Source organism: Clostridium sp. (assembly GCF_050717535.1).
Lineage (GTDB): Bacteria > Bacillota > Clostridia > Clostridiales > Clostridiaceae > Clostridium_AD.
Window position 1 is genome coordinate 1 of record NZ_JBOITM010000069.1, and the last position, 12,598, is coordinate 12,598.

The window sequence follows — 12,598 nt, forward strand, 5'->3', positions numbered from 1 at the left end:
TTCTAATTAGCAGAAGAACAAAAGTATTTCTTTTGTAGGAGAACATGTTAGACCATTAACTCGTAAGAGTTAAGGCTATGTTCGTTGAATCAGGAATCCCGTGACTTTTAGTCATGGGTAGTTCAAATGTTTTTGGTATTTAGTAAAAGAGCTGATGTTGATTTTTATAAAGATAGATTTTTTAAGGTTAGTTTTGAACAAAATTAATGATTAGATTTAAAAATAAAATGTAATTCATGGTAGTAGTTTATTTTTAAATGTAAAAGTAAACACACCAGGGGGTGAACTTAGATAATTTTATTGCTGTCGCTAAATTTATTCAAATCAGCATATTTATATATTATCCTTTTAATACAAGGAGTCACTTCATGTATTTTCAAATCAATCACACTCATGTTATTAAAAGTTTCATTTGGAGAGCATTATTTGAAATTTATATATTTATTTGACTTCTATTGTTATTTTTAGTATCATATAGTTAAGAGTGGGCATACTCTAGTAAGAAAGAAGGTTTAAAAATGAAAAAATTATCTACTATAAAACTTGCAGAAATTATAAAAATAAAACGTGAAGATAAAGAATTAACACAAGACCAACTAAGCGAACTTACTGGTATAAACCGAATAATGATAGGTCGCATAGAACGTAAAAATTTTATTCCTTCCATTATCCAGCTTCAATCTTTGGCTAGCACACTAGAATTTGAAATCACTGATATGTTTGTTGATAAAGAAGAAACAAATTCTTTTATTGCTATGCGCAGTGAGGCTTTAAGCAAAAGTGAAGAAGAAGGCGTAGAGAAACTTTTTGCCATGATGCTATCTCTTAGACAGCAAATATTGTTAAGGAGCAAATTTGAAAATGAATAATTCAGTCACGCTTAATGAAATACAAATTGAAGAAATATATAAACTTGCTGGTGAACAACGACGTACTTTGGGATTTGTAGGGGACCCAGCGATTGCAAATGATATTTTTACTATTCTAGATAATATGAACATCTTATTGCTAGAATATCCAATAGAGTCAGATAACGAAAAGCCTGCATTCTCTGCAGCACTCATGTACTCTACAGAAGGTGAAAGAGAATTTGTTTTCATCGGTCTAAATACTGCCGATTTTTTCGATAAACAAATTTTTGCAATTGCACATGAGCTATATCATTATTTCATAAAGACTGGCTCGCATCTTAGTCGCTTATCTGAAGAACAAAATGACCTAATTGAAGTTAAAGCTAATTTATTTGCGGCAGAATTTCTATTGCCTGAAAGTACATTAGCGAGTATTGTTCTTAATGAATTTAAAACGTCCAGTCTTCAACAAATACAAAAGAAGACATTACTACGGTTTATAGCCAGAATGCAATGCACTTGGTGGCTACCATACCGCTCGCTTGTAAGGAGACTTAGAGAAATTAAAGCTATTTCTGATGAGCAATACAATCAACTATATGAAATTGATGAGCGAGATATGAATGGTGAATACGTACGCATAGGAAAAGCTATTAACAAGGAAATATTTATAAAACTTAACACGGCCACAAATAATATTGGTACATCTCCCAAAAATATAGAAATTGTCATTCGTAATTTTGAAGATAATATTATAGATGAAGACCAATTTAATGATACATTAAGTCTCTTTGATAAAAGAACTGATGACTTTGGCTATGAAATTGAAGTTGCTCCCGAAGATATAGATGAATTTGAAGAATTCTTTAACGCGGAGACTAAACATGAAAATTGATTTAACCTCCTCAAACCCTGCATTAGAAAGCATTTTTAGTAATCCAAGCCAAATCATTACTTTAGATGCCAATTTTCTAATTCCACCGGATAGAAGTATTTTTGGAATAAGATCCTTTGATTTTAACACTTTTGAGCGCATATGGTTAGCACCAATATTTAAATCATTTCCTAATTTGGCTATCCATGAATCTGTGTATGACGAATTAATATCACCAACTGTTAAGGACTATATTAAGGCAACCATCAATGATATACCACCACGGTTATCTGTTCACAAGGATTCATCTTTGACATCAGAGGAACGTATACTCAGAGATTCAATTGAAGCTACAATCTCTCCTTATACCAAATATGATCCAATGCTTAATAATAAGGATGATCGAGGTGAAGTTAAATCTCTATCGTATATAGCTGTAAAGGGATTGCTTTATTTTGCTGCACATGATTACAATGCTATTCAATTGGTAAAAAAATCAGAAGAGTGGAATATAGGTTTGGATAATGTACAATCCATACAGATGTATGAACTCCTTTTTTATCTTTATAAGGCAGGTATTTGTGATAAAAAGAACCTGAAAATTCTGTATAAATATCAATATTATCTAACCAAAAATGAGAAAAGTATAAATCTAGAATGGGGTAAATTTGTTAAAAGAATGGAAGCGTTGTATCCCATCAATTTTATTCAAGAGTAGGAAAACCCACTAAGTATCGGTATATCAACTAATATGCCAACACAGTGGGTTTCTTTATTTCTTATTATCAATAAGCCAACTGAACTTAATACAAAAACACCAAGACCATGAAATAATAATCTTGGTGTTTTCCATATAGCCACATGTGGATGATGGAACAGTAGTATTTGTTCGCAAGAAATCTAGTGAAATAGTATCTATCAAGTTGAAAAATAGCTAATGAAGCTCTGGTGTTTTTGGCAAGCTAAAAACCATGCACAGCGGAACTTAATTTTTCCAGCACCTTATCCCCATTACTGGGGATTCATGGTTGAATGTGTTAATCGGTAACTTGGGCCGGTTATGCGAATGATATTAACGAAGATACATTCTCACTAAATTTAGGCTATAAATTCTTAGAAAGTTATTATGGAATATGAGCTGACATGAAGCTTAAAAATTCTTAGGTACACTCAGTTCGTACGATTAAAGTTTTACATGAATTCAAAAATCATAATAGATTTTACAAATGTCATCAACCAAAAGGTAAAGACTCTCCATGTCAATTCAATTCTATTTTAGAAGAATACATCCAGTTGCAACAGGTACTTCAATTAAGTAAAAGAACAATACAAGGCAAAAGAATAATGCTAATAAACTTTTTATCTTTTATATCCAAACAACAAGCGAAACGTATTCAAGAACTGACTTCTAAGCATGTTTTGCTTTATATTAATACCTTATCTACATAAAATATAAAATGGAAAAAGATAATTGCAATAATATACTATGTGTTATGCGTGCTAATGTTAACAAGTGGAATAGGTTTGTTTTTAGCATCTATTTCCCTTCCATTTATAATTTTTAGTATTAAAGATATTACAAAACAAAGAAGTAAAAAAGTTATATTAACACTCATCGGTGCTATACTAATATTCAGTGTAGGGGCAAAACTTAATGGAACAACTTCTGAAGACAAAATAGTAACTGCAACAAAAGAAGTTACTGCTCCTGTAGTTAAAGAAAAAACTCCAGAAGAACTTAAAATAGAAGCAGATGCGAAAGTAAAGGCTGATGCTGATGCAAAGGTAATTGCAGATAAGAAAATTAAAGATGATGCTGTGGCTAAAGTTATAGCAGATAAGAAAGCTATAGCAGATAAAAAAATAGCAGATGCAAAAGCAGCAATAAAAAATGCTTTAATTCAACCAGGTATGTATAAAGTTGGAACAGACATAAAAGCAGGAGAGTACGTTGTAGTCAGTGATCAAAGCGCTTACATGCAACTATCAAAAGATAGTACTGGAACTTTAGATAGCATAATCGCAAATGAGAACATACAAAACAGAACAATAATTACAATAAAGGCTGGCCAATATTTTGAAGTTAAAAATGGTGACATATATCCTATAAGTAAAGCACCTAAAGCAGTACCTACTAATAACCAATTGCCAGCAGGGATGTATAAGGTAGGATTAGATGTTCAACCAGGAGAATATAAGGTTGTGGCGGAAGGTACTGGTTACGTTGAAGTTTCAAATAATAGTTCGCATGACCTATATAGTATTGTTTCTAATGATAATTTTGAGGGTGAAAAATATGTTACCATAAAACAAGGCCAATATATAACATTAGGCAATGCTACATTAAAATTAAAATAATCTAAAGAGGATATAGCCTAGAGCTACATCCTCTTTCTATGTTTTTAGCTAAAACAATACATCAATTTTAATGCTATGCAATATGATTAGGTAATGTCACAAGGGTAATATAGTTAGATCACCATTAGATGCCAAATTTTAGAGGTAGTCTCCTAATGTAGTCTAAAATTAATCTACCTATACTAATAGTGAAGATAAGTGTTTTAATAATCCCCTTTTTCTTATTTTTATATATGATTAATTTTCTTGGAGTTGTATCTAAAGCCCATGCAATATTACATAACAGTGATAATTTTATGTCATATTTATTATTCTCAATTTCGCTTAAGAAATTTCTACTTACGCCAACTTCTCTGGTTAATTCTGTTTGTGTTAGTTTCTTAGTTAATCTTATTTCCTTGATTTTTAATTTATAATTATCCATAACTTAGTTATACAAACATAGTCGTACCCTTGTATAGTGGTAAGTTATGTAAGGTGTTGTAACCTTATGTGTCTTGAATGTGACTTAGGAGATTTATATAATATTTATATGGGGCGATGCCATGTTAGTAAATAGGGTTAGATTCGGTAGTTCTATGGATAAAAAGCTTGATAAAAAATTGAGAAAGTTATCTGAAAAATCTAGAATAACTATATCTAAATTATTGGATGAAGCTATAGAAGACCTTTTAATAAAACATTCTGCTGAAAAGTAGGATGCTTTGTAATTTTATGTAATGATTTAGTGCTAAAATGTCGAAACTGTCGGTGAGCTCGACGTAGTATCAACGCTTTAAAGTAATTATAATACCTATAATTACCATTGCATTTTGAATAACATTAGATAATAAGCGGACAATTTTCGGACAAGCGGACAAGCGGACAAAAGACGGACAAAAAACGGGCAAAAAAAAAGCGAGAAAACTAACAGAAATAGTGGGTTAGAGAAGATAATAATATAAAGAAAAGATAAGGAAAAGATAAGATTATAAATGATTATGAACAAGAATTTTGGTGCCAAGAGATTCACAAGAAGTTAGAAATCTTTATGGATTTCTTTGATGGTTGTAGATAATTGATGTATAATAATATCAATTACATAAATTTATGACAAGGAAGTTTCAATTTAAAGAAGAGCTTCTTTTTAAAGAAGAACTATCTTTGACCATTGTATAAATAAGTACACTAGATATTAAGAGGAGTGATGTATGAAATGAGTAAATATTATTATCTAAAATATTATGATAAAACAGTTTCAGAAATTGACATAGATAATAAAACAATGGAAATCATAAATTTAGATTTATTTTTTGATAGAAGAAATAAAAATATAATGAGTTCTGTAGAGTTTGATAAATGGGTTATGAATAGAATACGACCAGTAAGTCAAGTCGGATTTAATTCATTTCTAGCATCATTAGATTTAAAAGAAGATGAAGAAGATTTATATTTTAAGGTATTCATAGCGACCAGAGGAATAAATGTTAAGGATAAATTATGGTTAGCATTTGATGAAGATGAGAGCTATGAGGAATTCTCACCGTGGGCATCAATAATGATAGATGATGGAAAAGTAATAAATCATTCTTTTGATGTGATAAATTTAAATGCCACAAAGACAAAACTAAATATTGATGGAGCATGTAATAAAGACTTAGCAAGGATTAAAGGAAATTTATGTGTGGTAAAGGAAAGATTACAAACTAATTCATATGATAATATCGCAGAAGAGGTAGCATATGAAATAGCAAAGAGATTAGGGATAGAGTGTTCTCCAGCAGGAGCATTGCCCAATGGTTTATGTTTCTCAGTAATAGATGAAACTAAAGACTTAATTCCTGCCAATGTTTTAGTTGGATTAGATCAAGGAAGCTTTGAAGATTTTTATAAATTATTCACAAAGATTAAGTCGCCTAATAAGACTAAACTTGATGTACTTAAAATGGGATTATTTGATGTAATTACAAGGCAGATGGATAGAAATTATACTAATTTTTCCTTTTATAAAACGAATGGAATTTTACAATTATATAGGTTGTATGATAATGGGTTATCATTATTTGCATCATCAAGGTATAAAGAAGACTTAGATTGCTCCTTAGGCTATGGAGAAACTTTAGAAAGTAAACTAAAATTCATAGTACGTGAGTTAAAGAAAATAAATGTTGAATTTGCATTTTATGATAGACTAGATAAAGACTTTTTAGAAAAGATTAGCCAAAGTTATTCAGAGTATATAAAAGATACAAATGGAAATAACCTATTAAATGTTATTGATTGGGTATTGAAACAACAATCACAGGTTGAAAAAATGCTTAATGAAAATAATATTAAACTTACAGAATAGCAAAGAGCACATGGCCAGATAATATTCAAATTGTGGATGAGGAAAGAAAGTCGCTATATGAGTTACACATGTGGACGATAGAACAGTAGTATTTGTTTGCAAGAAATCCAGTTAAATAGTATTTATAAAGTTGAAAGGTAGCTAATAAAACTCTGAGGTAATCTCAGAGTTTTATTATTGTGCGCCCGGCATGGGCGCAATCTAATGGGTGAAAGTCCCTAGCACGGGTTAATAGTGCCAAATGCATAGCTTAAGACAAGGGTGTCCATCGCGAGACGGAATCTGAATTATCCGAGTAATACGATTATCCAAGTAATGTTTAGATATGATTGCCAACAGGAAACTTCAATAAAAACTACTCGTATAATCATATACTTCCATTTGAAGTTACTTCATTTTCATAACCTTTTCCAAGAACGGAAGTGTTAATTTGATTGAGGAATCTATTCCATCATCATTTACTACTGTTTCATTTAGAAAGTCTCGATTACGTAAATACTTATTGACTAAATCTTCATTCACTGTTGCATAAATCATGGTTGTTTCAATTGATGAGTGGCCCAAAAAATTCTTTATTACTGGTAATGGAACTCCTGATTCTAACATATGAACAGCGATGGAATGACGAAAGCTATGTGGTGAATAGTGTCTTTCAAGAAAAAGAAATGGCCACTCAATCCTTGCTTTTGAAACATACTTTTTAACAATACTTTCAACACATGAGATTGTCATATGTTCATGTGTTTGGCTTGAGAATACATGATGGCTTCGTTGCATTTCAGTATCTAGTTTATTACGTTTTAGGTGATTTTTAAGAAGCTTAGCACATTTATCCGGTATTGTAATTGTGCGTGCTTTATGCCCCTTTCCGATTAAACGTAAAGATGTTTTGCTGTCAAAACGGATATCATTTACCGTTAGATCGCATAATTCCTGACCTCTTGCCTCACTTGCATACAGTACACTTAGCAGCACTCTATCACGTTTTTCAATGTCTGTTATTGTATCCGGCATCCTTAGTAAAATCGAAACTTCTTCAAGTTTGAAATAAGAGGGATATTTCTTAGGCTTTTTCTTCTGAGGAATGTTTGATACTATCGTATTAAATGTAAGTGCAGACGAAAAATTCTTGTTTAGAGCATATTTTGAAAATGATGATATAGCGGCAAGGCGTTGATTTATTGTTATATAGGAAACAGCTTGCGGAAACCGCTGTGGATAACATTCTAGCTAAAAAATATATGGAAAAAATTAAATGAATATGAGATGATTAGAACATGAAAAAAAATAAAATTACTATAAAACAAATATTTGAAGATAATTATCAAGAATTTTGGAAATTAAATAAAAAAAAATATCCTAAAAAGATGAGAGAACACATTAATTGATTAGTAAAAGACCAGACAAAAAAGTGGAATACCTGAAAATGTTTAAAAATTATCCTAATGGATTCTACATAAATGTCAAATCGAGAATGAAAAGTGCAAGAGGTGCAGCAAGATATATAGGAAGGTACTTAGGGAGAGCAGCAATAGCAGAATATAGGATAATTAGTTATGATGGCAAAAGTATGGGTATATATATGATATGGGAACGTATTAAAAGTATTTTTAAAATTAAAAGTAAAATTAATGAAGAAGAGATACCATTTGACATGGGTAAACCTGATTAGGTGATACTTTTTAAATGTAAATAGTGTGGGTATGAAGAGGAAGTACTTGAATTTGTTGCGTTTGAATGTTATACGCCTGATGAATTTGACAAAGCAATACATTAACTAAGAAAAAATCTAACAAAAAAGCATACAATTCTTTTGATTTCCAACTTTAAAGTTAACCCGTCCTATTTTGTTTTAACCTCCATTAAAGTAAAAGCGGACAAAACAAAGAAAAGAACATTTAGGAAACTTTTTCCTAAGTGCTCTTTTCTTTTAAAAAATTGGTGCCGAAGGCGGGAATCGAACCCGCACGGTTGTTACACCTCTGGATTTTGAGTCCAGCGCGTCTGCCAGTTCCACCACTTCGGCATACCTGACAAAAATTATTTTAACATATATTTATAATTAATGCAATAGATATATTATATTTTTATTTAAAAAATTTGTACTTAACATCTTAAGTTACTCATAGTACTAATCCTCTATGCAATAATGCTAATTTTTATTTTTATATAAACAGTTGAAAATATCCATGGAGATATAGTATTATATGAGATGTAAACGTAAATACTATTTTAAAAAAGTGAATATTAGTGTATTTAAATAGTTAGGGGGACATCATGAAGAGAATATTAGATACTATTATTGAAAAAAATAGACATTTTACAAAGGAAGGTGCGGTTGCATCTTATATACCAGAACTTTTTAAAGCAGATGGAGAAGCTCTAGGCATTTGCGTAACTACTCTTGATGGAGAAGAATTTTTCGCAGGGGATTATGAGACGAAATTTACTATACAAAGCATATCAAAGGTTATCACACTTATGCTTGCCATAATTGATAATGGGGTAGATTATGTGTTCAGTAAAATAGGGATGGAGCCCACAGAAGCGGGCTTTAATTCTATAATAAATCTAGAGAAAAATATTGACCAAAGACCTATAAATCCAATGATAAATGCTGGAGCAATTGCAATAGTTTCATTAATTACAGGTGATACTGCAGAGGAAAAGTTTAATAGAATCTTAAAGTTTACTAGAAAAATAACAGGTAATCCTGATATCAATATTAATGAAGGGGTTTATGCCTCTGAAAAAGCTACGGGGGATAGAAATAGATCACTCGCCTATTTCATGAAGAGCACGGGTGTTATTGAGGGTGATGTGGAAGATGTTTTAGACGTATACTTTAAGCAGTGTTCAATGGAGGTTAATTGTAGGGATATAGCAAGAATTGGAGCTATGCTTGCTAATTCTGGTGTGATAATTTTTAGAAATGAAAGGGTTTTATCTAGAGAAGCCACCAGAATAATTAAAACAATAATGGTGACATGCGGCATGTATGATGGCTCGGGTGATTTTGCAGTACATATAGGAATACCAGCTAAAAGTGGTGTAGGTGGAGGTATAATGGCGGCAGTACCTAGAAGAATGGGTGTTGGAGTAATTGGACCTTCTTTAGATGTAAAAGGTAATAGTATTGGTGGTATAAAGGTGTTAGAAGAATTATCTAGGGAATTAGATCTAAGTATATTTTAAAAACAAATTAAGTTAGTTATTTTTATAAATTTATAAGGTCTAGATAATTTTCTGGATCTTTTCTTTTTTTTATGATTTATAAAACTAAAGAGAGGTTTGTTAGTTTTTGGGGTATATTATTGTTATAATACATTATAAAATGTTATAATTATATAAATGCTTAAATACTATAATAAATGTAAGTTAAAGCACAACTAGAAATGGAGAATTTAAATTGCAAATTTTTTTGAGAGCATGAGTTTTATTGAGGAGTTCTCAACGTTTAATATATAAAATTATAAACAAAGTAGAAAGAGGGAATTTACAATGGCGAAAGAAAGGTTATTGATTTTAGATGGTCATAGTCTGATGTACAGAGCTTTTTATGCATTACCAGCTCTAACAAATTCAGATGGAATATACACTAATGCAGTTTATGGGTTTACAAGTATGCTATTAAAGATGAAAGAGGAGTTTAAGCCAGATTATATTGTTACAACCTTTGATAGGAAAACACCTACTTTTCGTCATGAAGAATATAGTGATTATAAGGCCGGTAGAAAGAAAATGCCTGATGAGCTTATTGGCCAGTTTTCTATAGTTAGAGAACTTTTAGACAAGATGGCTATAGATATTTTTGAACTAGACGGATTTGAAGCAGATGATTTAATAGGAACACTATCTGTTATTGGAGAAAAAGAGGGACTAGAAGTTTTTATAGTAACAGGTGATAGAGATGCACTTCAGCTTGCTACAGATAATGTTAAAGTTGTAATAAACAAAAAGGGAATGTCAGAAAAAGAAATATATGATAGAAATCGTATAATAGAAGATTTTGGAGTAACCCCTACTGAGTTTATCGATGTAAAGGGCTTAATGGGTGATGCCTCGGATAATATACCAGGCGTTCCAGGAGTTGGTGAAAAGACTGCTTATAAGCTTATTAAAGAATATAAGAGCATAGAAAATGTTCTTATGAATATTGATAAAATTAGTGGCAAAAAACTTGTGGAAAATTTAACAACATACAGTGAACAGGCTATTTTTAGTAAAAAATTAGCTACTATTATTACGGCTGTGCCTATGGAAATAGATCTAGACTCAATTAAATCAAAAGAGAATTATGATATTCGGGCTGTTAAAGATTTATTTTATAAATTACAATTTAAATCTCTAATAAGTAAAATCCCAGATGATGAGGATTCCGTTGAAGAGTTATTTTCTGCTGATTTTACAGTAATAGATAAGCTGCCTGCACTTAAAGAGCTTATGCTAAAAATTAAAGATACAGTTTATATAATTTTTGATATTGCAAATACCAACGTATTTTCTAAAATAAGTGTTGAAAACATATATTTGAGTTATAAGGAAAAGAACTATTGTATTAAGGCCAATGACTTATTTAATGAAGATGAGGAAAAAACTATAAGTTATTTGAAACCTATGCTTGAGAATAATGATGTTAAGAAAATAAGCCATTCTGTAAAAAATGTGTACACAGCTCTTAATAAAAAGGGGATTGAGCTGCGAGCAGTAAAATTTGATACGGAGCTTGCTGCTTATTTGATTAGTTCAGCTCAAAAGGAATATAGCTTGGAAACTCTTATTGAGTCGTATCTTAGAATTAGTATTTCAGGTGAAGGCGATGAAAAAGAGATTAATAAAGTAGCATTACTAAAAAAACTTTATGAGATATTAGAAAAGAAAATTATAGAGTATAAAATGGAGCAACTTTTATATGAGGTGGAGCAACCATTAACAAAAGCAATTTCTTATATGGAGGCAGAAGGATTTACAATAGACAAGGATAGACTCACGGAACTAGGTAAAAAGTTCGCAATAGATATAGATGAAATGGAAACTACTATTTATGAATTAGCTGGAGAAAAATTCAATATAAAATCTCCAAAGCAATTAGGCAAGATATTGTTTGAAAAATTAGACTTACCTGTTATAAAGAAAACTAAAACAGGATATTCAACTAATGCGGAGGTTCTAGAGGCACTAGTGGATAAACATCCTATTATTGCAGAAGTTACACGTTATAGAGGGCTAACAAAGATTTTTTCTACTTACATTGAAGGACTACAAGCAGTTATTGATACAGATTGTAGAATACATTCAAACTTCACTCAGACGGTTACAACAACGGGAAGATTATCAAGTACAGAACCTAATTTACAAAATATTCCTATAAAAAATGAAATGGGAAGAGCCATAAGAAAGGTATTTATACCACACAATGACCAGTGTGTTATTTTATCTGCGGACTATTCACAGATAGAGCTCAGAGTGCTGGCTCATATATCTGGTGATGAAAACTTAATTCAAGCTTTTATTGACCATAGTGATATTCATACAAAAACTGCTTCAGAGGTATTTAATGTACCTATAGAAGAAGTTACAAAACTTATGAGAAGTAATGCTAAAGCTGTAAATTTCGGAATAGTATATGGTATTGGGGAATTTAGCTTAGCAAAGGATATAAATGTTTCTAGAAAAGAAGCTAAAATTTATATAGAAACATATTTTGATAGATATCCAAAAGTTAGAAAGTACATGGAAGATATAGTGGTTGAAGCAGAAAAAGATAATTGTGTTACTACTATTTTTAATAGAAGGAGAGCTATTCCAGAAATAAATGCTTCAAATAAAATTGTGCAGTCCTTTGGTAGACGGCTTGCTATGAATACACCTATACAAGGAAGTGCAGCAGATATTATTAAACTGGCTATGGTAAACGTATTTGATAAATTAAAGGAAGCTGGGCTAAAGAGTACTTTAATACTTCAAGTACACGATGAATTAATATTAAATGTATATAAGGATGAGGCTAAGCAGGTGGAGGCTTTGGTTAAAGATCAGATGGAAAATGTTATTAAGCTTCTAGTTCCTCTAGAAGTAGAAATAAGCATTGGCGAAACTTGGTATGAGGCTAAGTAAGTTAGAGCTTAGTCTGGAAGATTGAGAGAAACCCATAACTCTCAACTCTTAGCTATAAAAAATGGGGGG

The 12,598-nt window shown here is 31.1% G+C and carries 11 protein-coding genes and 1 tRNA gene; 9 read left to right on the forward strand and 3 right to left on the reverse strand.

The genetic code is table 11. The features are described from left to right. Nucleotides 1-518 precede the first annotated feature (518 nt). From ACREVU_RS11265 to ACREVU_RS11280, 4 genes are all read left to right on the forward strand, one after another. On the forward strand, nucleotides 519-869 hold the full coding sequence (locus ACREVU_RS11265; RefSeq protein ID WP_431551697.1) for a helix-turn-helix transcriptional regulator: 351 nt from the start codon (nucleotides 519-521) through the stop codon (nucleotides 867-869). After that, nucleotides 862-1,746, forward strand: a complete 885-nt coding sequence (locus ACREVU_RS11270) for an ImmA/IrrE family metallo-endopeptidase (protein ID WP_431551698.1) — start codon at nucleotides 862-864, stop codon at nucleotides 1,744-1,746. The genes ACREVU_RS11265 and ACREVU_RS11270 overlap by 8 nt, the downstream gene beginning before the upstream one ends. Further along, nucleotides 1,706-2,443, forward strand: coding sequence for a hypothetical protein (locus ACREVU_RS11275; protein ID WP_431551699.1), 738 nt, complete (start codon nucleotides 1,706-1,708; stop codon nucleotides 2,441-2,443). Before ACREVU_RS11270 ends, ACREVU_RS11275 begins: the two co-directional genes overlap by 41 nt. Nucleotides 2,444-3,228: 785 nt before the next feature. After that, nucleotides 3,229-4,083 (forward strand): Rv1352/Rv1906c domain-containing protein, encoded by an 855-nt coding sequence (locus ACREVU_RS11280; protein WP_431551700.1) that lies wholly within the window; start codon nucleotides 3,229-3,231, stop codon nucleotides 4,081-4,083. A 124-nt stretch (nucleotides 4,084-4,207) separates the two neighbouring features. On the opposite strand, the gene ACREVU_RS11285 is transcribed toward ACREVU_RS11280, so the two are convergent. Beyond that, nucleotides 4,208-4,507: a helix-turn-helix transcriptional regulator gene (locus ACREVU_RS11285; RefSeq protein WP_431551701.1), complete on the reverse strand. Its 300-nt coding sequence runs from the start codon at nucleotides 4,505-4,507 to the stop codon at nucleotides 4,208-4,210. A gap of 121 nt (nucleotides 4,508-4,628) precedes the next feature. Between ACREVU_RS11285 and ACREVU_RS11290 the strand changes: the two genes are divergently transcribed. Together ACREVU_RS11290 and ACREVU_RS11295 are read left to right on the forward strand one after the other, a co-directional pair. Then, on the forward strand, nucleotides 4,629-4,781 hold the full coding sequence (locus tag ACREVU_RS11290; RefSeq protein WP_431551702.1) for a ribbon-helix-helix domain-containing protein: 153 nt from the start codon (nucleotides 4,629-4,631) through the stop codon (nucleotides 4,779-4,781). A gap of 497 nt (nucleotides 4,782-5,278) precedes the next feature. Continuing rightward, entirely contained in the window at nucleotides 5,279-6,412 is a 1,134-nt protein-coding gene (locus ACREVU_RS11295; RefSeq protein ID WP_431551703.1) for a hypothetical protein, read from the forward strand. A gap of 387 nt (nucleotides 6,413-6,799) precedes the next feature. On the opposite strand, the gene ACREVU_RS11300 is transcribed toward ACREVU_RS11295, so the two are convergent. Further along, nucleotides 6,800-7,510 (reverse strand): tyrosine-type recombinase/integrase, encoded by a 711-nt coding sequence (locus ACREVU_RS11300; RefSeq protein ID WP_431551796.1) that lies wholly within the window; start codon nucleotides 7,508-7,510, stop codon nucleotides 6,800-6,802. Between the two features lie 286 nt (nucleotides 7,511-7,796). Between ACREVU_RS11300 and ACREVU_RS11305 the strand changes: the two genes are divergently transcribed. Beyond that, nucleotides 7,797-8,084, forward strand: coding sequence for a transposase (locus ACREVU_RS11305; RefSeq protein WP_431551704.1), 288 nt, complete (start codon nucleotides 7,797-7,799; stop codon nucleotides 8,082-8,084). Between the two features lie 267 nt (nucleotides 8,085-8,351). Here the strand turns inward: ACREVU_RS11305 and ACREVU_RS11310 are convergent. Then, nucleotides 8,352-8,438, reverse strand: a tRNA-Leu gene (locus tag ACREVU_RS11310). 251 nt (nucleotides 8,439-8,689) lie between these two features. Here ACREVU_RS11310 and glsA point away from each other — a divergent pair. Continuing rightward, nucleotides 8,690-9,607, forward strand: coding sequence for a glutaminase A (glsA, locus tag ACREVU_RS11315; RefSeq protein ID WP_431551705.1), 918 nt, complete (start codon nucleotides 8,690-8,692; stop codon nucleotides 9,605-9,607). Nucleotides 9,608-9,913: 306 nt separating this feature from the next. Then, nucleotides 9,914-12,529 (forward strand): DNA polymerase I, encoded by a 2,616-nt coding sequence (gene polA / locus ACREVU_RS11320; protein WP_431551706.1) that lies wholly within the window; start codon nucleotides 9,914-9,916, stop codon nucleotides 12,527-12,529. The last annotated feature ends 69 nt before the right edge of the window (nucleotides 12,530-12,598 follow it).